Here is a 25853-nt window from a genome sequence, read left to right as displayed (position 1 = left end):
GGAACAGAAAGGAGTGGGCGTATGGAACTGTTCACATTAACGCTTCCGAATGCGTCACGGGAAGAGGTTTTGTCTTTAAGCAAATTGCTGCAGCAGGAGCTGGGTGATTTACATAAAGAACAGACGGTTATCCAATTGGATGTCACGTTCGGTGAACAGCTGAGCTCCATTGCATGCAGCGGAGTGCTGCCTGATTTTCAACTGGCGCGCCATGGCGCCGAAGTATGGAATCGAAGTGCCCGCGCCTTGGCCGAATTCATTCTGTCTGCCAAAGAAGAGCAGCTTCTGCGCGCCTTGATTCAAAAATATACGAGCTATGAGCCGGAGGAATGCGTCAAAATTGAAGATTATTGTCTGCTGCTATTGAGCGGCGGTGACGATACCGGTGGCCAGGAAGCGCGGCGGCGCCGCAAAAAGAAGGTGATGCGCGCTATCCGCAGCTATTTGGAGGAGCAGACCTCTCTTCATCTGGACGGGTTCATCCGCTTCCGGCTGCAGCCTTATATGGCCGAGCTCCAGGAAGTCGTCGATTATGCCGTGGATGAATTTGTGCTCGAACGGCAATACCAGGAATTTATCGCGCTGTTGAAATATTTTGTCTATATTCAGGAAACGAAGGTGCCGCTGGCGCATCTGATGCATAGCGGAGGCCATGATTTTACCTTGCTGGATGAGGATCTGCAGCCGTTGGAGCCGAAGCATGTCATGGACGGCATTTTTGTGGAAATGGTCGATTGCGATATGGAAATGGAGGACATGATTGTGAGCACGCTCATCAATGTCTCTCCGCAAAATATCGTCATTCATACCCGGGAGCCGGATTCGCAGGTCATCAAGACGATTCAGCAAATTTTCGAATCGCGGGTCCATGTCTGCGTCCGCTGCAACGCCTGTCAATCGATGCTCTGGCAGAAGCAGGAGACGGCGCCTGACTATTGACAGGCGGGGCCTCTGTGCTTGACCTCCTGCCGAAAATGCCATATAATATGGCATAATCAAAAATGCGATATCAGTCGCGATGCAACATGCTGTGACGAAGACAACAATGGCGAGATGGAACCGCCCAGAGAGAGGGACCTTGGCTGCAAGTCCCTTCGGTGGCCGCGCATATTGACCCCTTCGGAGCATTGGGCGGGAACCCCGGAAGCCGGACATGCGGCTCTGCCGGGCAGTATCGCTCAACGATTCATTCCCGTTACCGAATGCTCAAGAACCGGTAAGAACAATCGCAGGAATCGCGCTATGCGGTGTTGCGAGGGTACAAGTACATCCGGTTGAATGAGGGTGGAACCACGGGTTAACTGCGTATATGAACACTCGTCCCTTGCCAGGGACGGGTGTTTTTTTGTTATTCGCGGGCTTTCGCGGTGGCTGCACAGATGTCGCGTACGGATATCGCAGCGCAACAGCTGAAATGAGGAGGTCCAGCATCATGTCTATGGTCAAAGTAACTCTGCCCGACGGCGCCGTACGGGAGTATGCGCAGGGCACAACATTGGAGGAAGTCGCCGGTTCCATCAGCAGCGGCTTGAAGAAGAACGCGCTGGCCGGCAAGTTGGGCGGCAAACTGGTCGATCTGGCGACGCCGATTGAGCAAGACGCCGAGGTGGCGATTGTGACGGCGGATTCGGAGGAAGGGCTGGAAGTGATGCGCCACAGCACCGCCCATCTGATGGCGCAGGCGATTAAGCGTCTGTACAAGGATGCGCATGTGCAGCTGGGCATCGGTCCGGTCATCGAGGACGGGTTTTATTATGATATCGATCTCGATATTTCGTTGACGCCGGAAGATCTGCCGAAGATTGAGAAGGAAATGGAGCGGATTATCGGGGAGAATCTGCCGATTACGCGCCGTGTCGTCTCCCGGGAAGAGGCGTTGGCGATCTATCAGGACATTGGCGACGAGCTGAAGCTCGATCTGATTCGCGATCTGCCGGAGGATTCGGTGATCACGATCTATGATCAGGGCGAGTTCTTCGATCTGTGCCGCGGCCCGCATGTTCCGTCGACCGGCAAGATCAAGGTGTTCAAGCTGCTCAGCCTTGCCGGCGCTTATTGGCGCGGCAATTCGGACAACCAGATGCTGCAGCGGATTTACGGCACCGCCTTCGCGAAGAAGGCGCAGTTGGATGAATACTTGCATTTCCTGGAGGAAGCGAAAAAACGGGATCACCGCAAGCTGGGCAAGGAACTGAAAATGTTCACCTTCTCCCGCGAAGTCGGCCAGGGTCTGCCGATCTGGCTGCCGAACGGGGCGACGCTGCGCCGTACATTGGAGCGCTATATCGTCGATATGGAGGAGCGCCTCGGCTACAGCCACGTCTATACGCCGGTGTTGGCTAACGTCGAGCTGTACAAGACGTCGGGCCACTGGGAGCACTACCAGGAAGATATGTTCCCGAAGATGGAGATGGACAATGAGGAGCTCGTGCTTCGTCCGATGAACTGCCCGCATCATATGATGGTGTACAAGAGCGAGATGCGCAGCTACCGCGACTTGCCGGTCCGGATTGCGGAGCTCGGCATGATGCACCGCTACGAGATGTCCGGCGCCTTGACGGGGCTCCACCGCGTGCGGGCGATGACGTTGAACGACGCTCATATTTTCTGCCGTCCGGATCAGATCAAGGAAGAGTTCGCGCGCGTCATTACGCTGCTGCGCAAAGTATACGATGACTTCGGCATCAAGGAGTACCGCTTCCGCTTGTCCTACCGGGATCCGCAGGATACCGAAAAGTATTTCCCGGACGATGCGATGTGGGAAATGTCCCAGCGCATGCTCCGCGAAGTGGTCGAAGAGCTGGGCCTTCCGTTCTTCGAGGCCGAAGGGGAAGCCGCATTCTACGGTCCGAAGGTGGACGTGCAGATCAAGACGGCGCTGGGCAAGGAAGAGACGCTGGGCACCGCGCAACTGGACTTCCTGCTGCCGGAGCGCTTCCAGCTCGAATATGTCGGAGATGACGGGCAGAAGCATCGTCCGGTCGTCATTCACCGCGGCATCATCAGCACGATGGAGCGCATGACGGCGTTCCTGCTGGAGAACTTCGCTGGCGCGCTGCCGCTCTGGCTGTCGCCGGTTCAAGCGAAGGTGATTCCGGTATCGCCGACGTATGAGGCGTATGCCAAGGAAGTGACCGAGAAGCTGCTGGATGCGGGCATTCGCGCCGAAGCCGATGTGCGGAACGAGAAGCTCGGCTACAAAATCCGCGAAGCGCAGCTGGAGAAAATGCCTTACATGCTCGTCGTCGGCGAGAATGAGAAGAACGAAGGCGCCGTCTCCGTCCGCAAGCGCGGAGAAGGCGATCTGGGCATGAAGCCGCTCGCGGAGCTTATCGGCCTGATGCAGGAAGAGATTCGGACGCGCCATATCGCGCAGCCGAAGGAGCAATAACCGCATAGCATGCCGGCGTGCCGCCGAAGCAGAAGAAGAAGCTGAAGCCGCGTGCGGAACACCTCTCGGGCTAAGCTGCCATACAAGACGTCTGTCGCTGACAGGCGTCTTTTTTTGCATGAGAGAGCTGCAGATCGAGGAACCGGATTGGAATTCCGTCTGACAAGTTTGTAAGTTTCCGATAAGGGAAATCACTGGCACGCCGCTTCTTGTGTCCGTTACAATAGGAGTAACAGCAAGACCCATCAGCAAGGATGAAGGAGTGGGGATATTGATAAAAATAACAGGACGCCAACTGCTGCATACGACTTTGGCGGCAGCGATGGCCTTCACCATGCTGGCTCCTCTGGCCGGGACAGGCACCGCCTATGCCCAGGAGAGCGGCAAGCCAGGCTTGACTCAGAACGCCGCGGCGGAACAGGCGAAGCGGGAGACCGCTGCACAGGTTCAATATGATATTCAAGCGAAGCTGGACACGGAGAAGATGACGATTACCGGCAAGCAGAAGGTAACGTACCGCAATACGTCCTCCGACCCGCTTCAAGATGTCGTCTTCCGCCTGTTCGCCGATGCGAACCGCTCGAAGGAGACCCAGCCGACCATGTTCGCCCGGAACAATGAGCAGATCGCCAAGGATAATCCCGATAAAAAGCCGGAGGACTTCCTCGGCGGTATTGAGATTATTAGCGTGAAGGATGCGAGCACAGGACGGACGCTCGATTTCAAGAATGAGAATCAGGCGCTGACGGTTTCCTTGGCGAAGGCGTTGAAGGAAGGGGAGGCGGTCGCGCTGGAACTGGAATTCAAGACGAAGATTCCGTTCGGCATGCAGCGGCTGTCCTATTACAAAGATATTGTGAACGGCGCGCATTGGTTCCCGGTCATGTCGGTCTATGACGGGAAGACGCATGCATGGGCGAAGAAGCCGTACAGCAAAACGTTCGAATCCGATTATTACGATATGGCCGATTATCGCGTCAGCCTGAATGTGCCGGAAAAGCTGCAGGTAGCGATGCCGGGCCAACTGTCCGAAGCGGCGGCAGAGCCCGGACGCAAAACGGTTACGGCCCAGGCCGACAAAACGCGGGAGCTGGTCTTCTTCGCCAGCCCGAAGTATCATAAGGCGAGCAAAACGGTGAACGGCTTGACCGTGGAATACTATTATTACAATGACGACAATGATCCGAAAAAAACGGACGTCATCAATCAATATATCGACCAGGCGTTCAAGGCGATCACCTTCTTCAGCGAGAAGTTCGGTCCTTATGACTATCCGGAATTCCGCATCGTGGAATCCCATGTCGAGGGCGTGGCTGTCGAATTCTCCAGACTCATCCAGATGGGGCTGGTCAGTCCGCTGGATGATCCTGAAAATAAGACGGCCTTCGTGCACGAGATTGCGCATCAATGGTTCCATTCCATCATCGGCAATGATTCAGAGCATGAATCGTTCCTGGATGAAGGATTTGCCGACTTCGCCATGGCCTATTTCTATGAAGAACAGGGCAACAAGATGAGCGGCTTCGACGGCGTGCGGATGGATGAATTTCCGCTGGAAGAGTCGATTAACTCCACAAATGACAATGTGGGCGACTCTCCCGATGCCGTATTTTACAAAAAAGGGCGCCTGGCCATCTATGAACTGTACCGCACGGTAGGACAAGCCAAGTTCGATTCGTTCATGAAAGAGTACTATAATCGTTACGCTTATCGCAACGCGACGGTCGAAGGGCTGCTGCAGACGATAGGGGATCAGCTCGGGACCGAGATTCGCCAGCGGATAGATGATAATCTGAATAAGCCGAATTATGAGCTGAAGCCGGAATTCCGGTTGACCGAAGCGGAGAAGGCGAACTACACCCGGACGACGATGACTCAAATGTATGACGGCATCCTGGGACAACATCCGGATCTTCCGCAACAATCAATGGTCCGCATCATGGCCAAGACGCTGCATGGCGAACCGCTGGCTATCGTGCTGAGCGACTCCGTAAGCCCCGAAGCCGCAGCACAGCAGGAGATGGTGAAGGATAGCCTTGTCAATATGCTGGACATGTGGGGCATGAAGGCTACCGTGTTGACGGAGCGGCAGGCGGTCAAGAAAAATATGGAGACGACGCTGGCGAAGAGCAATGTTATCGCGATCGGCCATTCGTCGAAGAACGCCTTCGTGCAAGCGATGAAGCCTCAGCTCGTGGAGAAGTCGGCGCAATCCGGCTTCCCGTGGAAGGAAGTGATGGGCAAACGCGGTTTCTATGGCGCTTACGGCGCGGTTCATCCGTACAATAAGAACCGGCTCGTGGTGCATTATTTCTGGACCGGCGATCATATCAATGACAAGGCGGCAGAGGCATTTTTGCCGACGGCCAGCTTCAGCACGTTATTCCCGACGCAGAACTTCCACCAGTATCAAGTATTCAAGCAGGACGGGACGATCTATAAAGAGAAGTTTACCGAAAATCCGTTGTCCCAATTGTTCAAAGAATAGAATACCGCTCAATGCCTTGCGGCTGTATGGGACTGCTTCCCCCACTGCAACGGCTGCTTCCAGCATGTAAGGGCTGCTCCTGTCATCAACGATGACAAGGGCAGCCCTTGTCCGTTTTAACGGGAACGGCAAGAAGGCGTGAAAAAAGGCGATGGAACGGGAGTGAATGTACAAGCCAATGGGACCTTGGTTCATATATTGGGAAAAAGGAGGGAAAACAACTATGTGCAGTACCATTATTTCTCATTTTTATAACGAAGAGTATTTACTGCCGTGGTGGCTGCGGCACCATGTTCCGCTGTTCGATCATGGAATTCTCCTTAATCGCGGATCGACCGACCGCTCCGTTGACATCTGCCGACAGTTTGCCCCTCATTGGGAAGTACGGGATTCCACAGTGCATGAGTTCGACGCTGTCTTAGTTGATCGTGAAGTGATGGAGATCGAGAGGGAATGTACCGGGTGGAAAACCGTATTGAACACGACGGAATTTCTATGCTTCCGGGATAAGCAACAATTTTACACAACTTTGGAGGCACTGGGAAGTGATATGTATTTTATCCGATCGATCTACATGGTAGATGATCCGAAGTACGGGTATCCCGATCCCCATCCGGCCGTTCCGTTAGTTCGGCAGCGCCATCACGGGTTTATTTCGCCGATTATGGGGAGGTTCATTCACAAGTTTCCTCATGGCAACTATTGGACGGGAAGACATTATTCCCTCCATCCATACAGTGAGTTCCCGTGCGTGAACTATCCGGCGCCCGCTTTTATATTGAAATTCGACTTCAGCCCCTGGACGGAGCAATTGAGGCTGCGCAAGCTCCAGATCGGCCCTACGATGTCACAAGAAAGCATCAAGCTCGGCATGGGTCATCAACATGTTGTGACGAGAGATGAATTAGAACACCGGTATTTGCAGCTTGTTACCCAGACGACAGATCTTCGGATCTATCCGGATTATATGAGGTTATGGGGGTGAGCTTAATGAAGGCAGTTATCCTTGCGGGCGGATATGGAACAAGAATCGGCGAAGAGACGCAAGTCAAGCCTAAGCCGATGATCGACATCGGCCCGCATCCGATAATATGGCATATTATGAAGCTTTATAGCCATTATCAGATCCACGATTTCATCGTCTGTCTGGGGTACAAAGGGCATGTGATTAAAGAATATTTTGCTAATTATCATTTATTCCGTTCGGACTTCACCGTGGATATGACGGATCAATCCATTCAGTTTCATGGCAAGGATACGGAATCATGGCGAGTCACTCTCGTTGATACGGGAGAGGGGACGATGACGGCCGGACGAATCAAGCGAATCCAGGATTTTATTGGGGATTCAACATTTTGTCTCACTTACGGGGACGGGCTGAGCGACGTTAATATTGATGCGTTGATTCGCTTCCACCGCTCGCACGGGAAGCACGCTACCGTTACAGCGGTGCAGCCGCCCGGCCGATTCGGTTCCCTCGCGCTGCAGAATCAGCTTGTCGTTGATTTTACAGAGAAGCCGGCAGGTGACGGGGGCTGGATTAACGGAGGCTTCTTCGTGCTCGAACCTGCCATATTCCAATATATATCCGACGATGCGTCCGTCTTGGAGACGGATGTTCTCGTTCAGCTGGCGAAGCAGCGGCAGCTTATGGCCTATCAGCACCATGGCTTCTGGCACCCGATGGATACCCTGCGGGATAAGAAGAAACTAATGGAGCTATGGGACAGCAGGCAAGCCCCATGGAAGGTGTGGTAGCATGGTCGATGTACAATTTTGGAACGGAAAAAAGGTATTCATTACTGGACATTCAGGGTTCAAAGGCGCTTGGCTGACGCTATGGCTATCGCTGATGGGCGCCGAAGTGATTGGTTATTCCTTAACTCCTCCTACGACTCCTAATTTATTTGAAGCCGCCCGTATCCATACTTCCTGCCGCCACTCGATCCGGGGAGACATTACTCATTTCCCAGCCTTATTGCATGCAATCTCGAATCACCAGCCGGAAGTGGTGTTCCATCTGGCTGCCCAACCGTTAGTACAGACCTCGTATATCCACCCTGTCCATACCTTCCAGACGAATGTCATCGGGACGGTCCATCTGCTAGAGGCGGTTCGCCAGACGCCAAGCGTACGTGTCGTCGTTAATGTGACAAGCGATAAATGTTATCTTAACGACGGCAAACGGGGAACTCCTCCATTTCGGGAGGGAGATCCTCTTGGCGGGCATGATCCGTACAGCGCGAGCAAGGCTTGCGCAGAGATCGCTGCCGCCTGCTATCAACAAGCTTGGTTCCAGAAGGGGAAGGGGACTGCTCCACGGCTGGCATCGGTCAGAGCCGGCAATGTGATCGGGGGCGGGGATTGGGCGGACGGCCGTCTATTGCCTGATATTATTAGAGCTTATACGCAATCGGCGGCGCTTGCGATCCGGAAACCGCATGCCATTCGCCCCTGGCAGCATGTCCTGGATCCGCTGCACGGTTATATTTTGCTGGCTGAGAAGCTATGGGAGAGCCCTTCATTCGCGGAGGCTTGGAACTTCGGACCTGTTGATCCCGGGGCTGTGAGCGTAGAGGATATCGTTCGCATGGCCACAGAACTGTGGGGAGAAGAACTGGCCTTCATTCGGGAGGCGGCAGATGCTCCTTATGAGGCCCCTCTACTGACGCTGGATAGCCGCAAAGCGGTTCACATCTTAGGATGGCGGCCCAAGCTGTCGACGAGGGAAGCGGTAGAGTGGACGGTGACATGGCATCGGCAATACGGAGCGGGGATAGACGCGCGGCGCATTGCGGAGGGGCAGATTGCCTCATTTATCACAAGGGAAAGGAGCTGCAGCGACTCATGAACTCACAATGTCGAATTTGCGATTCCGGGCTTACCCGGACATTTGTTGATCTCGGCGCTTCCCCGCTGGCGAACTCGTTCATTGATCCTCAAGAGCTGAAGCGGATGGAGCCTTACTACCCGCTTCATGCTTATGTTTGCGAGTCTTGTTATTTGGTACAACTGGGGCAGATAGCTTCGCCTAAGCATATCTTCGAGCATTATTTATATTTCAGCTCCTATTCGTCGAGTTGGCTTCGGCATGCCGAGGAGTATGTCGATATGGCGCTGCGCCGGTTTTCGTTGCATTCGGATTCGCAAGTTATCGAGATTGCAAGTAATGACGGATATTTGCTGCAATACTTCCATCAGCGGGGAATCCGGACGCTGGGGATTGAACCGGCCCGCAATGTGGCGGAGATCTCAAGAGGCAAGGGCATTCCGACGAGAACGGAGTTTTTCGGGGAATGGCTGGCAGCGCAATTGGTGCAGGACGGAATTCGGGGAGATTTGATTATTGCCAATAATGTGCTCGCGCATGTTCCGGATTTGCATGATTTTCTGGCGGGGCTGCGCCGTATGCTTCATCCGGAGGGCATGATAACGATTGAGTTCCCGCACTTGTTGAACTTAATCCGGTACAACCAATTTGACACGATATATCATGAGCACTTTTCTTACTTCTCGCTGATCGCTCTGCAACAGGCATTCTCGCGGCATCGGCTCAAGGTCGTTGAGGCCGAGGAGATTGCGACCCATGGAGGGTCGCTTCGTCTGTTCGTTACCCATGAATCAAGCAGTCATCCGGTGAGTGCCAGTGTAGATAAGGTGATAGAGTTGGAACGCCAATATGGACTGGATGAGGTGTCTGTCTATACGCAATTCGCCTGGAAGGTGGAGCGGATGAGGATAGACATTATTCGATTTTTCCTTGACGTCTTGGATAAGGGGAAGACGATCGCTGGTTACGGAGCGCCAGCCAAGGGAAATACGCTGCTCAACTATTGCCGAATCAATCGCTTATGGCTTCCTTATACTGTGGATCGGAATTCGCACAAGCAAGGTCTCTATTTGCCAGGGTCGCGCATTCCGATTAAGGACCCGGCTGAGCTGCGGCGAACGAAGCCGGACTTTGTGCTCATATTGCCGTGGAATCTGCGGGATGAGATTATGGAACAATGTGCTTTCATCCGGGAATGGGGCGGCAAGTTCGTCGTGCTGGTGCCCGAAGTCGAAGTGATGTGACGCCATGACTACGATTCTTGTCACCGGGGGGAGCGGCTGGATAGGCGGCTTCGTCGTCGGCCGGCTGCTCCGGATGGGTTATGATGTTCATGCTGCTTATCGGACCGTTCCGTGCACGGACCTCCGCTGTACATGGCATCGGGCCGATCTGTTGGATGCCGCGGAGGTGCAAGCGCTCATGGAGCGGATTAAGCCGTCCCATCTGATGCATCTCGCCTGGGAGGCCGTTCCGCCGCAATGCTATTATTCGCTGCGCAATTACAGCTGGGCTCGGGCAGGCAAGGAACTTATCCGTCAGTTCGCCCGCTGCGGGGGGAGGAGAGTTATTGTAAGCGGCACTTGCGCAGAGTATGAATGGGTGGACGGATACTTATCCGAGGAGGGCTCCGCACTATCCATGAAAACACCATATGCGGCATGCAAACATTCGCTGCGCACCTGGCTTCAGTCGGATGCGGAAGTGATGGGAGTGAGCAGCGGTTGGGCACGCATCTTCCATCTGTACGGTCCACGCGAGGCCGGGAACAGGCTCGTGTCTGCGATTATCCGGGCTTTGCTCGCGGGCCAGGAGGCATTATGCACCCATGGCAGGCAGTATCGGGATTATCTGTATGTCAAGGATGTCGCCGCAGCTCTGGTCGCTATGCTCTTCAGCGATGTGCAGGGAACCGTCAATATCGGTTCAGGCAAGCCGATTCAAGTGAAGGAGTTGGCTTCCTTAGTTGCGCGGCGATTAGGAGGGGCCCACCGGATTCAATTCGGGGCAATCCCTTATCCGGATGATGAGCCACTGTTCATTGGCGCCAACATCGAGCGCTTAGAGCGGGAAGTGGAATGGAAGCCTGCATATACGCTAGAGGCCGGAATCGAGGAAACGATTGCCTGGTGGAGGAATGTCATGTCATAATCATTTACATTAATTGCAGAAAAATATACATTCTCTTGAAAAGCTATTGAAACAAGGCGATCCCACCCCTATAATCACCAATAATAAATCAAATTTGTGTTAGATTATCTTACACAATACAGGGAGTGGAGATTATGCAGAGCATCCAATCAAGACGCAACGCAATTCAATGGGGACGATGGACGATGGCTGCGCTCCTCGGGATCGGCTGGGGGTTATCCATACCGGTTCCGGCACGGGCAGCGGACGGTCCGTCCGTCGAGATGCTGAATACGGGAATGAATGCGCTCTGGGTCATGCTGTCAGCCGTGCTGGTCCTCTTCATGCAGGCGGGATTCATTCTGTTGGAGTCGGGATCGACCCGTATGAAGAATGCGGGCCATATCGCGGGCAAGACCGTGTTCACCGTCGGCTTGTGTTCGCTCGTGTATTGGGCTGTCGGCTATGGCCTCATCTTCGGCAGCGGTGGCAGCGGATTTATCGGCTGGGGGGATTTCTTCTTCAACCCGCAGGGTGCTGACGGCCTGCCCCCGTTCGTCTTCTTCACCTTCCAATTCGCCTTCGCGGCCGTGGCGCTGTCGATTGCGTGGGGGGGCTTCGCGGAGCGGGCGAAGCTGTCCGTCTATGTGGTGTTCACCATCTTGTTCACGGCTGTCATTTATCCGGTCGTGGCGCACTGGATCTGGGGCGGCGGCTGGCTGGCGGAGCATGGAAAGCAGGACTTCGCCGGATCGACCGTCGTTCACTTGACAGGCGCGATGGCGGCATTGGCGGCGACGCTGCTGCTCAAGCCGCGGCTCGGTCGCTTTGCCGGCAAGGGAGCTTCCGGAGAGATGAAGGGGCATAATCAGGTCTACACCACGCTTGGCGTGCTTATTCTCTGGATCGGATGGTTCGGCTTCAATGCAGGCAGCACGTTGGCCGTAGATGACGGATTTTTCGGTTACGTAGCGATGAACACGCAGCTGGGCGCCGGAGCCGGCGCGATAGCGGCGCTCGCGATCAGCTGGATCGTGAATGGCAAAGCGGACATTCCGACGATATTGAACGGCACGCTGGCCGGGCTGGTGGCCATAACCGCCTCTTGCGCTTTCGTCGAGCCATGGGCAGCGGTACTAATCGGTCTTGTTGCCGGTGTACTGGTCTTCTACAGTACGAAGCTGTTCGATAAGCTGCGCATTGACGACCCGATTTACGCGTTGTCCGTCCATGGGATGGCCGGAATCTGGGGCACGCTCTCGAACGGAATTTTCGCGACGACGGAGCTGGCGGCCAAGGTAGGCGTCGGAACCGGAGGACTTCTCGATACGGGCAGCTTCCATCAGTTGGGAGTGCAAGCTTACGGAATCGCGGCGGCCGGCGCGTTTGCTTTCCTCGCTTCCTATGGTCTGTTGTATGGCATCAAGCAAATCTCGGGCCTGAGAGTACGAGAGGATCAGGAAGTGATGGGTCTCGATCTGAGCGAACACGGCGAATACGGCTACCCGGAGCAGATGGGCCAGCTAGACGCTCCGCAGCACAACCGGTCTGCCAGCTCGCCGGTGCCTCAGCCGATTGGCCATTCGCCGGCGAAGCCGGTCGTTCTGAGAAGATAGGAATACCGTCTGAAGGAAAAGGTCCGAGAAGCGGTTTGCGTCTTGAACGCGGATGGCTTCTCGGGCTTTTTTGCCGTTCATCCGGTCTGGCCCTGCCCCGCTGAAGTCCACTGAAAAGGGGGGAGATCGCGGAACCGTCCCATCACCCGTTATAATAGAAGTAATCGCGAAGCTGGAACGGACGCGCAGTCTGCTTGCCAGCGCTGCGGAAAGCCGGTGCTGGGCCGCGCCGGCAGCCTGATTGAAGTAATGATTCTCCCTTGTATATGCATGAATGGGAGTGAAGGAGGCGGCAATGAATACTTCCTGCAGCAATCAAGTGCTCGTCGTTGAAGACGATGATAATATTAGACGGTTTGTCACGATTAATTTGGAACGGAACGGCTTCCGGGTGGCGGAGGCGGCGGAAGGAGAGGCGGCGCTGCATCGTTTTGCGGCAACCCGTCCCGAAGCGGTGGTGCTGGACATTATGCTCCCCGATATCGATGGCTTTGCCTTATGCGAGCGGATGAGAGAGATGGACCCTGACATTGTCATTATCTTCCTCACGGCGCGCGGACAGGATCTGGACAAGATCAAGGGTCTTGAGCTCGGCGCCGACGATTATATCGTCAAGCCGTTCAATCCACTGGAGCTTGTTGCCCGAATTCGTACGGTGCTGCGCCGGACCCGGCAAGCAGCCGCGCCTGCGCGGAAAATCATGGAATCCGGGCCGTTCCGGCTTGACCTGGATGCGAACAGGCTGTACAAGCAGGATGATGTGATCGGGTTGACGCCGAAGGAATATCTGATGGTGAAAGTATTTATGGAGCATCCCGACAAAGCATTATCCCGGGACGAGCTGTTGAACCTGGTCTGGGGAGAGGATTTCGTCGGCGATCCGAAGACGGTAGATGTGCATGTTCGTAAGCTGAGAGAGAAGCTCGAAGACGATTGCTCGAAGCCGCAGCGGATTGAGACCGTATGGGGAACCGGGTACCGCTGGAGAAAGGACGAATGACATTGTGGGAATCCGACAAAGATTAGTAGGCAGCTATTTGGCGGTCATCCTTATTACGGTATCGATATTGGAAGTGTTCCTGATCGCGTCGGTGGATTACTATTACCATTCTAGCGTCAAGCGCATTCTGGTGAAGCAAGCGGAAATATCAGCCGCTTTTTTTCAGCAATATTTCTCCGGGCAGGATGTGGCTGCGCAATCGGAGCGGCTGCTGCGGGGATTTTCCCAAAATACGACGGCACAGGTGCAAATCATTGACGCTTCGGGACAGCTGCTTCAGGATAATGTCAACGTCCAGGCCATCGGAAGCATGATAGATTATCCGGATGTGCGGCAGGCGCGGGACGGAACGATGGGCATCTGGCGGGGGACATCGGCCTCCTCCGGCGAGTCCTTGCTGGCGGTATCCTATCCATTGGAGGCTGACGGCAAGACGGTTGGGGCCGTCAGGTACGTGGCTTCCTTGACAGGCACGATTGCCACCATCCGCTGGATTGCTGCCTTATGTATTGCGGCCGGCCTGCTGGTCGTCGCCATGGTAGCCGTAGTCAGCCTGTTCCTGTCGCGGACGATTACCGGATCGATTCAGGAACTGAAGCTGGCCGCAGACCACATGGCGGAGGGCGATCTCTCGGCAAGAGCGGGGAAGCGGTACAAGGATGAATTGGGGGCCTTGGCCGACACGTTGAATACGATGGCATCCCGATTGCAGCGAAGCGATCAGCTCAAAAATGAATTCATTTCCTCGGTATCCCATGAGATTCGAACGCCGTTAACGTCCATTAAAGGATGGGCGGTGACGTTGAAGTCGGCTGGCGGCGACAGCAAGGCTTTGCTGGAAGAGGGACTGGACGTGATTGAATCGGAAAGCGACAGATTGACGGAGCTGGTGGATGAATTGCTCGACTTCTCCAAGCTGGCGAATGGAAAAATTAGGTTGTCCCGCACCCCGGTACAGATTCCGGAACTGCTGCGGCATGTCGGAACACAGCTTGCACCTAGAGCCTCCAGACTGGGACTGGAGCTCGAAGTCAGGGCGGGAGATGGCGTGCCTGTCATCGATGCGGATGCCAATCGCTTGAAGCAGGTGCTCATCAATCTGTTGGATAATGCGATGAAATTCACTCCGCCCGGCGGCAACGTTACGATGAGTGCAGACGCGCTCAAGGAATACATTGTGCTTACGGTCGAGGATACCGGATCAGGAATTGCCGGGGAGGATATCGGGAACGTCCTGCAAAAATTTTACAAAGGAAACAACAGCGGAGCCGGAAGCGGACTGGGCTTGTCGATCTGTCACGAGATCGTGAAGCTGCACGGCGGACATCTGAAGATGGAGAGCGAGCCTGGACGGGGAACGAAGATTGAGGTGTTCCTTCCGCGGCGTTAGATGACATAATTTTAACCTTTTCATAACCTATTATTGGTTATGAACCAATACACTAGAGTGGAAGACGGGCAGAGAAGGGGATGCAATGAGAGACATACGGAGATGGGGAGCGCTCGCAGCGGCTTCCTTGTTATGGATAGGCGGATGCAGCATGCCTTCCGCTCCGGCCGATTTGGTTCAGCCTCCACGACCCGAACCCCATCATCGCAGCGACCTTGTGTTGAGCGACCTTCCGGGCTTCTCCAGATTATTGATCCCGGCTCTCGGCGAGGAGGGCAACGGCATCTCGGTCGGGGATGTGGATGGGGACGGCAACGATGAGGTCGTCGTCGTGTACGAAGCGAATATTCGCGACGAGAAGGTGCAGAAGGCGGCTTTGCTGAAGCGGGAAGATGAAGCGTGGCGGGTCGTGTGGGATACGAAGGGCTTCGGCCATGGACTGGATTACGCAGGGCTGGCCGATCTTAACCAGGACGGCTATCCCGATATTGTACTTGGATGGGCTCTGGGCGGCGGAGAAAAGGGCATGGATGTCTATGTGTGGAGAGACGATGGCATCGAACTGTGGAGAAAAAAAGCATACCGCGGCCAAATGAGTTTGGGAGAGATGGACGATGAAATTAAATAAAAAGTGGGCGATTATTGCGCTTGCTGCAGGCATTGTGCTCATCGGGGCCTTTCTGTTGCGCAAGCAGCTTGCCGTATTCGCCTTCGATATGTTCCTGTCGGATAAGGTGGAAAAATCATTGGATCGGACATACAAACCGATTTATGACACGGAGGACACCGTAGGCATTGATGATGATCCGTTCTCGCTGCTGCTGCTCGGAATCGATCAGCGCGACAAGGAGGTGGGCCGCTCCGATTCGATACTCTATACCGTCGTGAGGCCGAAGGATAACCGGATTCTGCTCCTGTCCATCCCGAGGGATTCATATGCAGAGATCGTAGGCAAGGATAAGCAAGACAAGATCGCCCATGCCTATGCCTTCGGCGGTGCGAAAATGAGCGTCGAGAGCGTGGAACAGCTGCTCCGGCATCCGGTCAATCATTACGCCGCCATCAACTTCAAAGGATTCAGGGATGTCGTTGATGCGTTGGGCGGCGTAGAGTTGCCGATCACGGAAGACATTCAGAATCGCAGCCGTTATCATGACAAATTCCTGATCGAAGCGAACAAGCCCATCTATACCGGGCTGGAGGCGTTGAACTATGTGCGTTATCGCGAAGATTCGGACATGAACCGGATGGAGCGCAACCGTATCTTTTTGCAGGCCTTGATGAAGCGAATGGTACAGCTTGACAAGATCAGCCATCTGCCCGAGCTTCTGGAGATTGCCGGTGACAACCTGGACACTGATATTTTGCCCAGCGATATGATTGGGTTGGCCAAGATGATGTTATTGAAGGACAGCCTCCCTTCATTCACCAGCTATTCGTTGGTTGAGGAAGGAAAAATTATGGATGATATCTGGTATGGCATACTGGATGAAGAGGACCTCGATTATGCGCGGAATCTGATTGACAATTGGCTCGATCCGGAGGTGCCTTCCGCGGAATTGTTAAATCCGGAGGTAAAGGGTTAGCGAGCGCCTGAGTTTATGGCGAAAGTTTAATCGCTTTAACTTACTGATTGGCAAGAGGTGAACCCCTTTGAAGCAAAAAATAAGAGGCCGGCCGGATTTTTTGCTGCTTTTTTTAACGGTGCTGCTGGTCAGCTTTGGTATGGCCATGATTTATAGCGCGAGTTCGGCTGTCGTCGGCCTCAAGCATGAGAATCCGTCGTATTACGCCGCGAAGCAGATGGTTTTCGCCGGCGCGGGCCTTGCCGCCATGCTTGTTTTTATGAACATACCCTTCCGGATATGGAGCAGGGCCGCGCCAATTTTATTTCTGTTAACCGTTGTCCTGCTCATAGCACTCCTCTGTGCCGGCGTCAAGATCAATGGCGCTACGAGATGGTTCGTCATTGGAGGCATGCAGTTCCAGCCGGCGGAGTTCGCCAAGCTGTCTCTTGTTGTATATCTGTCGTCTCTTATCAGCAACAAAGGAGAACGAATCCAACAATTCTCGCGGGGATTGCTTCCGATTCTGATTGTCGTGGGGATCATCCTGCTTCTCATTATGATGCAGCCGGATTTCGGCACGGTGCTGATGCTGTCTATCATAGCGATGACCATTATCGTCATCGGGGGCGCGAATTTGCGTCATCTAGCCATGCTGGGTCTGGGGATGACCGTCATTCTTGTCGGGCTCGCCTTCAGCCATAGCTACCGGATCAACCGGATCGTTTCATTTTTGCATCCGTTCGAAGATTCCACCGGATCCGGCTATCAATTGATCCAGTCTTTATTTGCGCTGGCGCATGGCGGAGTTACCGGCACAGGATTTGGCCAAAGCGTGCAGAAGCTCTTCTATTTGCCGGAAGCGCATACCGATTTTATTTTCGCTATCATTGGAGAAGAGTTTGGTTTTGTTGGGGCGCTCTTGCTTTTAATGGCCTTTTTTCTCTTTTTTAGCCGGGGCTTCATGACAGCGCTCCGCAGCGACGAGCCGTTCGGGGTGATGCTCGGGATGGGAATCGTCACGATGATATTTATTCAATTCCTGCTTAATCTCGGAGCGGTAACCGGGACGCTGCCCATTACGGGGGTGCCGCTTCCGTTCGTCAGCTATGGCGGTTCTTCTCTTCTGCTGTGCATGGCGAGCACCGGCATTCTGTTGAATATATCCCGGGATAACAACCGGAGACTGCGCGAGCAGGAACGCAATCCTTTGCCGCCTACGAACTAGAGGTACTGATATGATCTATATTCGCAAGCTTAATAAATTGGATAGACCGACCGTCATCTTCATGCTGGCGCTCATTGTCATTGGCACGATAGCTGTGCATGGAGCGACTTCCGGCACCAAGCTGGACGGCTTATACGTGAACAATATCGTCTTGTTCGCCGTGTTCACCATTCCGACGCTGCTTGTTGCGGTGTTCGATTATACCCTGCTTATGGGCGCCGTATCCTATGTTTTATACGGAATCGGACTTTCTCTGCTGCTGCTCGTGATGTTCGTTGGCGAGAATATCAACGGGGCGGTCCGGTGGCTGAGCATCGGCAGCTTCCAGCTTCAGCCCTCTGAATTGATTAAAATAGCCACGGTATTGGTGGCAGCCGATCTGCTCCACAAGCGATCGGGCCGGACGCTCCGTCTGGTGCGGGATCTGCTGCCGATTGGGGCCGTGTTCTTCGTCCCGACGTTCATCATTATGAAGCAGCCTGATCTCGGCACGGCGCTTGTCTTCGTTGGCGTCCTGCTCGCCATGCTATGGATGGGCAACATCCGCACCTCCTATATGGTGCTCCTGCTTGGCACGATCGCGGTGGCGATTGGGGCAATATGCTGGTTGTATTACGCGGATCACGATTTGCTGGCCAAGCTGGTCAAGCCTCATCAAATGTCGAGGATCCAGACCTTCCTCGACCCGGCCAGTGATCCCGATAAATCATGGCATGTCAACAATGCCATGCATGCGATCGGATCGGGCGGGCTGCGAGGCGACTCGGGATTCTATATCGAGCGTGGCTATATTCCCTATGCGTATTCGGATTCTATCTATGTGGTCATCGGCGAGAAGTACGGGTTTTTAGGGTCTTCGACGCTGCTGCTGCTTTATTTTCTTCTTATCTTCCGCATGACGCATATTGCGCGCGAGAGCCGCGACCTGGCAGGAGCCTATCTCGTTATCGGACTTGCCGGGATGCTGGTCTTTCAAATTTTCGTCAATATCGGCATGCATATCGGCCTCGTTCCGTTAACCGGCCTGTCGCTGCCGTTCATCAGCTACGGCGGCAGCTCTTTGTTGGTGAACATGGTGTCGATTGGGCTGGTGCTAAGCGTCCATGTTCATAAGGATGACGTGCTCCTGGATGTTGGCGGCCATTTAACCGCTGAACCTGCCCTATTGGGGCATAAATAGAGTGGCTCTGTTGATGTCGAAAGAACGCCTTCCTTGCGGAGGGGGTTCTTTTTTTGTCGATGGTGCATAAAATAAATTATCCGTGGACATCCTTCCCACTAAGGGAGGGGTAACCATATGTTGACAGGAATGAACAAGGAACGAAATTGGGAAGAACGTTCGATGAGGCAGTCAATTGGCGATAGCGCCCAACGTTCGCGGCTTCGACTGGCAGCCATCTTGCTGCTGGGCGCGCTGGCCATTGCTTTGACGCCAGACCGAGGAGCGGCGGACGCCTATCCATACCGCTATGCGGATATCATGGCGCAAGGACCGGTGTCTGCCGACATGCAGGGACGAATGTCCGCGTCTGCGCTGGCATGGGGGGTCTCAATCATTCCGCAGGAGACATGGAATGGGTATGCAGCTCTTCCGTCGATGGTGAACGGTTCGGCTTCGATGGCCTGGAACCGGTTAACCGCGCTCGGGGCGTACAATGCAAGGAGCGAGCAGTCTCCGCCGCTTCCGATCGTGTATGTTAATCCTCCGGCCCGTCCGGGCCAAGGGGCGCAATCGGCCCTGAAGGAGCCGCGCAAGGCGGTTCCGACTTCCACGATGTCGTATTCCGACATCAATCTGGCACCGGGGAAGCAGCAGGTGATCAAGAGCGTGAAGGTCATCGCCACAGGCTATACGGCAGGGGTGGAATCGACCGGGAAAAAACCGGGCCATCCGGAATACGGAATCACCTATTCAGGCGTGAAGGTGCGAAGAGATTACGTGTCCACGATCGCCGCCGATCTGTCCGTCTTCCCGCTGGGCAGCATATTATATATTCCCGGCTACGGCTACGGCATCGTGACGGATATCGGTTCGAAAATCAAAGGAAATAAAATCGACTTGTATTTCCATACAACGAAGCAGGTATATAAGCAGTGGGGCAAGAAAGAAGTGGAAGTTCAGCTTATCCAGGAAGGCAGCGGCAAGGTGTCGGAGGACATGCTGAATCAACTGAACGAAGCCGTCTTCAAAACCGGCTCGATTCCTAAATCGCTGCAGTAGCCTGCCAAGCGAATAAAGCGGGGCGGACCATCGCATACTACTTGTCGTGGGAAACGACGTTTCCTTGACATGCTCGCCAACGATGGCGAACAACCAGGAGGTGAAATGCGATGAAAAACAACAAAGCGAACAGAATGTCCCCGGCGAACTCGAAATATGTTGACGCTGAATTTGCAGCAGAAAACACGGCTGCAGATACAGGAGTTGCACCAAGAAACGCGGGTGCAGTCACGGGAGGAGCTGCAGGAAGAAACGCGGCTGCGAACACGGGATTTGCAGCAGGAAATGCCTTTGCGGATACGGAATTCGCAGCAGGTAACGAAGCTGCGGACACGGAATTTGCGGTTGAATCGGAAGGCGCCGCAAGCGCTCTGAACAAGCCGCAAGCGAACCGTGTCTCCAAAAGACAGCCAGAACAACTGTAATTGTGCCGCCATGGAGGGCGCCTGGATCGTCCCCCTATTATTAAGAGATGCAATGACCGCCGATGAGGCGGTCTTTTTTGCATCCAAGTGATCACAGGTTTTGCCGCGAATAGATGGTTATCGACAGTCGCATCGAGATCCATCCAATCAACAACCCGAGCAGTGCGGGAAGCCAAGCTTGCACGGCAGACGGGAGAGGAAGATCAAGGCTCAGACTGAAGCGGGAATCATGCGCCATCCGAGCGATGACCGGCGACACAAACGGCGTGAGAAAGACAAAAATCATAAATACATATTTGGATTTCTCATAACCGAAATGATATTGGAACGGCAGCAAAATCCCGAATATAACGGAAAAGAGCAGAAACGATCCGGCGAACGAAGCCGCGGACAATAATTCGAGCTTCGAGGGCAGTATCAGGGCCATTATCGTATAAATCAAATAGCATCCGGCAAAGAGCACGCAAATGAACAAATATTTTGCTTTTACCAAAGCTTGGCGAGTATAGGGGGTCGCGCACAGCAAGGCCGCTCCCTTAAATTTATATTCCATCATCGACACGGTGTTGAAGAGCAGATACACAAAATAAAGCCAGGTAATAAAAAACGCCAAAAAGCTGCTGGACACAGGAAGCTTCGAGGAAATAAAAGCCGGGAATACAAAGGCCACCGCCAGCATGAAGGCCAAATGCTTTTTTGCCAGGAGAAAGTCTTTTTTCACAAGATGAAGCAGCATCTATTTTGCCCCCTTTAAATAACCGAGCATCACATCTTCGATCGTCGGACGCTCAATAAGCACATTGTTCATTTTTTGGCGCACGGCCATTTTATTGTCGGTCAGGCCCGTAAAGCCGTAGTGGCTCTCCTCCAGGCTCAAAAACAATGCCCTCGTCTCCTCGTTCAGCGCCGCCTTGTCCCCCTTGATAACCGCATGCGAATCCAGCAATGCATCCTTGTCCTCCACGAATCTGATTTTGCCCCTGTCCATGAAAATGAGCGCATCGGCCACTTTGTCCAGGTCGGACGTAATATGGGTGGAGAAGAAGACGGATTTTCCGCCTGATTGCATAAAGTCGAGCAGGATGTCCATCAGCTCGCTTCGCACCAGAGGGTCCAGGCCGCTGGTAGGCTCATCCATAATCAACAGCTCGGCATGATGGGAGAGTGCCAAGGCAAGCGCATATTTCATGCGCATTCCTTTCGACAAGGTCGAGATTTTTTGGCCGGGCTGCAGGCTGAAGCGTGACATATATTGCTTGAATGCGGACTCATCCCATTTGGAATAGGCCGGAGCGACGATACTCTTCATTTCCTCCAAGGTCAAATCCTCATAAAAGTAGCCTTCATCCATCACGATGCCGATCCGGTTTTTCAGCTCCCGTTCATGGCCGGCCATGTCCTTGCCGAATAGGGCGATGCGTCCGGCATCCGCCGACACCAAACCGAGGATCGCTTTGATCGTCGTCGTCTTGCCTGCCCCGTTAATGCCAACCAGCCCGGTGATGCAGCCTTCCTGCAGAGAAAAGCTGATATCCTCCAGGCTGAATGAACCAATTTGTTTGTGAAGTCCTGTGACATCCAGAATCGAATTCATTGGTCTTCCTCCTCGAAAAGTATCTCCATCATGGCCACGAGTTCTTCCTTGCTGATTCCGAGCGCGCGAGCGGTTGTCCATGCTTCTGTCAGCTTGACTTCAACCATATGCCGCTTCGATTCCAGCAATAGCTCCAGGTTCTCCTTTGCGACAAAGGAGCCTTTGCCCGGCCTTGTTGTAATAAATCCTTCGGATTCCAGTTCATCATACACTCTCCGCGTCGTCAGCACGCTCACATGCAGATCGTTGGCCAGCGCCCGAATGGATGGGAGCAATTCGCCCTCCTTCAGCTCGCCGTACAGGATGGCATCCTTGATCTGGTCCTTGATTTGCTGATAAATCGGCGGATCGGATACGTTGGAAATTATAATTTTCATGTGACCTCCATCAATATCAACTGTGCATGTATTACATACACATCATATACACACAGCACATCATTGTCAATAACAACGCTAATAACCAGGTCGCTCTGAACGCCTCCTGCTATGCCTGTTGGCAGAGTCAACAGGCGGTGACCCTAAGAAGCTGGAATCAGCTTCCATCCCCTCGGTCTGGAGACCGAGGCGGATTTCAACCTCACGCCGCTGGCGTCCGGACGAGTCATCCCTTACACTAGAGATACATGAAGCGGCATGAACTTGAGCCGCATTAGGATAGAAGCGAGGGATGAAACATGCAACATAATCGGGGACGATGGTTCGGCGGTCTGGTGCTCATCGCGCTCGGTGCTTTCTTTATGCTCAGCCAGTTAGGCTACATCGATATAAGCATCGGCGAGCTGTTCCGCACCTTCTGGCCGGCCATTTTGATCATCATTGGATTGAATTCGCTCCTGCATGGCGCCTTCTGGGGAGTCATTCTGCTTGGCGTCGGCGGCTACTTCCTGCTGTCGAATCTGGGCTACATTTATATGTCGCCGGGCGATTTCTTCAAAATGCTGTTCCCGCTTGCCCTTATCGTGGGCGGGGTATGGATGCTGTTCAAGAAGCGGGATTATCCGCGGCCTGACCGGGAGCGTCATCGCCGGAAGGACTGGAAGGAGGACGATTGGGGATACGATGCCCATACGCAGGCCCCGCCGCCTCCGCCACCGCCGCCGACGGACTATGATTTCGACAGCAAGTTCGATGAGCAATTCGGCACGAATTATACGAAAAAAGAGCCGAAGAAGAGTGATTTCCATGGTCAATCAGGCTCCTTCGCCGGTTCGGTTCCGCCGCCGCCTCCGATGGGAGGCATGTCAGGCAGCCCGAAGCGGGATACGCTTCACAAATCGGCGTTCATCGGCGATACCCATCTGGGCAGCGATTATTGGGAGCTGAAGCCGACGAATCTCTCTCATTTTATCGGCGATACGTTCATAGACTTGACGAAGGCGCAGGTTCCTTACGGAGAGACGAAGATTACGGTCTCCTCGTTCATCGGAGACGTGAAGGTATTCGTTCCGAACGATATGGATTTGGGGGTTGTCGTAACGTCGAGTTCCTTCCTGGGCGATGTCAAAATATTCGACCAAAAGAAGGACGGATTTATGAGCAGCGTCCAGATGGAGACTCCTTATTTCTATGAGGCTGGCAAAAAAATTCGCATCGTCGTAAGCACGTTCATCGGTGATGTGAAGGTGACAAGGGTAGGGTAACGATGCTGATGAATTGGGTTCGCCGCTCCCGGAGTGTCAAATGGGAGCTTCTCCTTACCTTTCTTATCTCCGGCGGCCTTATTATGAGCGTCTTCTGGATTGGCATTGTGTACGGAGGCGCATGGTACCACGGCATGAACTGGTGGCTGTTCGGCATCAGCACGGTCATCGTCGTGTCGCTCATAATGGGCTATGTCGCCGGCGTCCGGCTGCAGCGCCGCCTCGACGTGCTGCATCTGAGCATGATGCAAGTGATCAAGGGCAATTGGTCGGAGCGGATTCCGTTCGGCGACGACGCGTCCTTCGATCGGCTCTATGAAGACTTCAATACGATGGTCGACGCGATGGAGAAGAAGCTGCGCCTGCTGCAGAAGATGTCGGAGCAGCAGGTGATGGATCGGGAGAAGGAATGCGAGGCGGTTGTGCTGGAAGAACGCCGCAGGCTGGCCAGAGATCTGCATGATACGGTCAGCCAGCAGCTGTTCGCCCTGCATATGGCCTCTTCTTCTCTGCCCAAAGTGATGGAACGGGATATGAAGCGGGCGGAAATGGTAGTCAACCAACTGATCCAGATGTCGCATATCGCCCAACGGCAAATGCGCAGCCTGATCGCCCAGCTCCGCCCATTGGAGCTGGACGGGCGCACGCTCCAGGAGGCGCTCGATCACTGGTTCCCCGACTACTGCCGGCAGAACGGGCTTCAGGGCAAGTTCGATATCGACATGAACATCAAGCTGTCCGAGGCGATCGAGCACCAGAGCTTCCTGATGATTCAGGAGGCGATGGCCAATGTCGTGAAGCATGCGCGCGCCACGCAGGTTACGCTTACAATGCACGCGACGCCGGCGCAGCTCATCCTGGCCATCGCGGATGACGGCCAGGGCTTCGATCTGCAGGGCGCGTCCTATAAGACCGGAAGCTACGGGCTGACGACGATGAAGGAACGGGTAGACAAGCTGGGCGGCAATCTGGACGTCATCAGTCAGCCTGGCGCAGGAACGACGATTCGCGTTCATATCCCCTTATTTCGCGAAGAAGAGGAAGAGGCGGAGGAGACAGTATCGCCAGGTACCGGATTGAAGACGGGAAGCGGCGCGGAGCAGGATGAGCGGGACGGAGACGGAGGGATTTCTTAGTGGAACAGACGGTGATGACCGTATTTCTCGTGGATGACCATGAGATGGTCCGAATGGGACTGAAGACGTATTTGATGCTGGATCCGGAAATTGAGGTCATCGGGGAAGCCGGAGGCGGGCTTGAAGCGATTCAGTCGATCTCGGCCCGGGCCGAGCGGGGAGAGCGGCTGCCCGATCTCATCCTGATGGATCTGATGATGCCGGACATGAACGGCGTCGAGGCGACGCGGGAACTGACGCGCCGCTACCCGGAGCTGAAGATCGTCATGCTGACGAGCTTCATGGAGGATAATCAAGTATTCGAAGCGATTCAGGCCGGGGCAATCAGTTATGTGCTGAAGACCGTATCCGCCGAGGAACTGGTCTATGCCCTCCGCGGCGCCGTGCGTGGCATGCCGGTGATGAGCGGAGAGGTGTCGCAGGCGCTGACCCGCGGCTTGCGCAAGCAGGCGTCGCAGTCGGATGATGAGGCGTTGACCGAGCGGGAGCGGGAAGTGCTGCTGCTTATCGCCGACGGGAAGACGAACAAGGACATCGCCGAAGAGCTTCACATCAGCATCAAGACAGTGAAGACGCATGTCTCCAATCTGCTCATGAAATGCGAGGTGCAGGATCGGACGCAGCTCGCCGTCCATGCGCACCGCAAAGGTTGGGTTAAAAGCGACTGACTTCGTCCACAATAAGGAGGAAGGAGGTTGCATGCCATGCAGCAGTTGGAAGGGAAGTTCGTCGGCCGCAAGTTCGGCACCGATGAACTGGTGCGCGTGTTGGAGCCGATCGGCTTCGCCGTCTCCGGCAATTGGAATTATGAAGGAGGCAGCTTCGATTGCGCCTTGAATGAGGATCGCACCTTGTGGCTCCGTCTTCCGTTCACGGCGGTGAACGGTCCGTTCGATGGGGAAGCCAACGAATCGGTATTCGTTCAGATGAAGCAGCCATTCGTGCTGAAGCACGAGTACCGGGTCGGCAATGATCCGGATGCTGGCGTGCAGCTGTTCGGCGCCGTCGTGAATCAGTTCCAGGCGCCGTCCAATCCGGACGCTTCGCTATCCCCGGCCGAAATGCACCGGGCGCGGACGAAGCTTGATGAAGCAGAAAATGTATTGGGGCGGATGAGTTAGCGGCGCCGGCCCGTTCGAATCGTAAAACAGGTCCAAGGGCCTGTTTTTTGCGTCCATATCCGGCCTGCGGGCTGCC

General features: G+C 54.4%; 24 protein-coding genes. 21 read left to right on the top strand and 3 right to left on the bottom strand.

The genetic code is table 11. The annotated features are described in order from the left end of the window. The first annotated feature begins 21 nt into the window (after positions 1-21). From ytxC to NNL35_RS25565, 17 genes are all read left to right on the top strand, one after another. Positions 22-939: a putative sporulation protein YtxC gene (gene ytxC, locus NNL35_RS25645; protein ID WP_006676445.1), complete on the top strand. Its 918-nt coding sequence runs from the start codon at positions 22-24 to the stop codon at positions 937-939. Between the two features lie 493 nt (positions 940-1432). Next, entirely contained in the window at positions 1433-3391 is a 1959-nt protein-coding gene (gene thrS / locus NNL35_RS25640) for a threonine--tRNA ligase (protein WP_006676444.1), read from the top strand. A gap of 271 nt (positions 3392-3662) precedes the next feature. Next, the gene (locus tag NNL35_RS25635; protein WP_006676443.1) at positions 3663-5879 is read left to right on the top strand and encodes a M1 family metallopeptidase; all 2217 of its coding nucleotides are present in this window, start codon (positions 3663-3665) and stop codon (positions 5877-5879) included. 223 nt (positions 5880-6102) lie between these two features. Further along, the gene (locus tag NNL35_RS25630; RefSeq protein WP_006676442.1) at positions 6103-6864 is read left to right on the top strand and encodes a glycosyltransferase family 2 protein; all 762 of its coding nucleotides are present in this window, start codon (positions 6103-6105) and stop codon (positions 6862-6864) included. 5 nt (positions 6865-6869) lie between these two features. Next, positions 6870-7637: a glucose-1-phosphate cytidylyltransferase gene (rfbF, locus tag NNL35_RS25625; protein ID WP_006676441.1), complete on the top strand. Its 768-nt coding sequence runs from the start codon at positions 6870-6872 to the stop codon at positions 7635-7637. A gap of 1 nt (position 7638) precedes the next feature. Beyond that, entirely contained in the window at positions 7639-8730 is a 1092-nt protein-coding gene (gene rfbG, locus NNL35_RS25620) for a CDP-glucose 4,6-dehydratase (RefSeq protein ID WP_006676440.1), read from the top strand. Next, entirely contained in the window at positions 8727-9953 is a 1227-nt protein-coding gene (locus tag NNL35_RS25615; protein WP_006676439.1) for a class I SAM-dependent methyltransferase, read from the top strand. The genes rfbG and NNL35_RS25615 overlap by 4 nt, the downstream gene beginning before the upstream one ends. Positions 9954-9957: 4 nt before the next feature. Continuing rightward, complete coding sequence (locus tag NNL35_RS25610) at positions 9958-10860, top strand: NAD-dependent epimerase/dehydratase family protein (protein ID WP_006676438.1); 903 nt, start codon at positions 9958-9960, stop codon at positions 10858-10860. 134 nt (positions 10861-10994) lie between these two features. Further along, positions 10995-12455, top strand: coding sequence for an ammonium transporter (locus NNL35_RS25605; RefSeq protein WP_006676437.1), 1461 nt, complete (start codon positions 10995-10997; stop codon positions 12453-12455). A gap of 295 nt (positions 12456-12750) precedes the next feature. Continuing rightward, positions 12751-13455, top strand: a complete 705-nt coding sequence (locus tag NNL35_RS25600; RefSeq protein ID WP_006676436.1) for a response regulator transcription factor — start codon at positions 12751-12753, stop codon at positions 13453-13455. A gap of 4 nt (positions 13456-13459) precedes the next feature. Next, the gene (locus tag NNL35_RS25595; RefSeq protein ID WP_006676435.1) at positions 13460-14845 is read left to right on the top strand and encodes a sensor histidine kinase; all 1386 of its coding nucleotides are present in this window, start codon (positions 13460-13462) and stop codon (positions 14843-14845) included. 85 nt (positions 14846-14930) lie between these two features. After that, positions 14931-15473, top strand: a complete 543-nt coding sequence (locus NNL35_RS25590) for an FG-GAP repeat domain-containing protein (RefSeq protein WP_006676434.1) — start codon at positions 14931-14933, stop codon at positions 15471-15473. Next, positions 15460-16431, top strand: coding sequence for an LCP family protein (locus tag NNL35_RS25585; protein ID WP_006676433.1), 972 nt, complete (start codon positions 15460-15462; stop codon positions 16429-16431). The genes NNL35_RS25590 and NNL35_RS25585 overlap by 14 nt, the downstream gene beginning before the upstream one ends. 67 nt (positions 16432-16498) lie before the next feature. After that, positions 16499-17638 (top strand): putative lipid II flippase FtsW, encoded by a 1140-nt coding sequence (gene ftsW, locus NNL35_RS25580; protein WP_006676432.1) that lies wholly within the window; start codon positions 16499-16501, stop codon positions 17636-17638. Between the two features lie 10 nt (positions 17639-17648). Beyond that, complete coding sequence (locus NNL35_RS25575) at positions 17649-18818, top strand: FtsW/RodA/SpoVE family cell cycle protein (protein ID WP_006676431.1); 1170 nt, start codon at positions 17649-17651, stop codon at positions 18816-18818. A gap of 117 nt (positions 18819-18935) precedes the next feature. Next, the gene (locus NNL35_RS30760; RefSeq protein WP_006676430.1) at positions 18936-19859 is read left to right on the top strand and encodes a 3D domain-containing protein; all 924 of its coding nucleotides are present in this window, start codon (positions 18936-18938) and stop codon (positions 19857-19859) included. A 110-nt stretch (positions 19860-19969) separates the two neighbouring features. Continuing rightward, entirely contained in the window at positions 19970-20284 is a 315-nt protein-coding gene (locus NNL35_RS25565) for a hypothetical protein (RefSeq protein WP_083835530.1), read from the top strand. A 91-nt stretch (positions 20285-20375) separates the two neighbouring features. Here NNL35_RS25565 and NNL35_RS25560 read toward each other — a convergent pair whose 3' ends face one another. Genes NNL35_RS25560 through NNL35_RS25550 form a run of 3 tightly spaced genes read right to left on the bottom strand, consistent with a single transcriptional unit; the run spans position 20376 to position 22255 of the window. Next, positions 20376-21020, bottom strand: coding sequence for an ABC-2 transporter permease (locus tag NNL35_RS25560; RefSeq protein WP_006676428.1), 645 nt, complete (start codon positions 21018-21020; stop codon positions 20376-20378). Beyond that, entirely contained in the window at positions 21021-21878 is an 858-nt protein-coding gene (locus tag NNL35_RS25555; RefSeq protein ID WP_006676427.1) for an ABC transporter ATP-binding protein, read from the bottom strand. Then, entirely contained in the window at positions 21875-22255 is a 381-nt protein-coding gene (locus NNL35_RS25550; protein WP_006676426.1) for a GntR family transcriptional regulator, read from the bottom strand. The genes NNL35_RS25555 and NNL35_RS25550 overlap by 4 nt, the downstream gene beginning before the upstream one ends. A gap of 299 nt (positions 22256-22554) precedes the next feature. Between NNL35_RS25550 and liaF the strand changes: the two genes are divergently transcribed. From liaF to NNL35_RS25530, 4 genes are read left to right on the top strand one after another with little or no spacing between them, the layout of a single operon-like run. Continuing rightward, the gene (gene liaF / locus NNL35_RS25545; protein ID WP_006676425.1) at positions 22555-23520 is read left to right on the top strand and encodes a cell wall-active antibiotics response protein LiaF; all 966 of its coding nucleotides are present in this window, start codon (positions 22555-22557) and stop codon (positions 23518-23520) included. A gap of 2 nt (positions 23521-23522) precedes the next feature. Next, positions 23523-24656 (top strand): HAMP domain-containing sensor histidine kinase, encoded by a 1134-nt coding sequence (locus NNL35_RS25540; protein ID WP_006676424.1) that lies wholly within the window; start codon positions 23523-23525, stop codon positions 24654-24656. 14 nt (positions 24657-24670) lie between these two features. Continuing rightward, positions 24671-25324 (top strand): response regulator, encoded by a 654-nt coding sequence (locus tag NNL35_RS25535; RefSeq protein ID WP_040730905.1) that lies wholly within the window; start codon positions 24671-24673, stop codon positions 25322-25324. A 36-nt stretch (positions 25325-25360) separates the two neighbouring features. After that, positions 25361-25777, top strand: coding sequence for a YugN family protein (locus NNL35_RS25530; protein WP_254553852.1), 417 nt, complete (start codon positions 25361-25363; stop codon positions 25775-25777). Positions 25778-25853 lie beyond the last annotated feature (76 nt).

Origin of the sequence: Paenibacillus dendritiformis, assembly GCF_945605565.1 — a bacterium.
GTDB lineage: Bacteria > Bacillota > Bacilli > Paenibacillales > Paenibacillaceae > Paenibacillus_B > Paenibacillus_B dendritiformis_A.
This window is presented reverse-complemented; position numbering and strand designations above follow the sequence as displayed.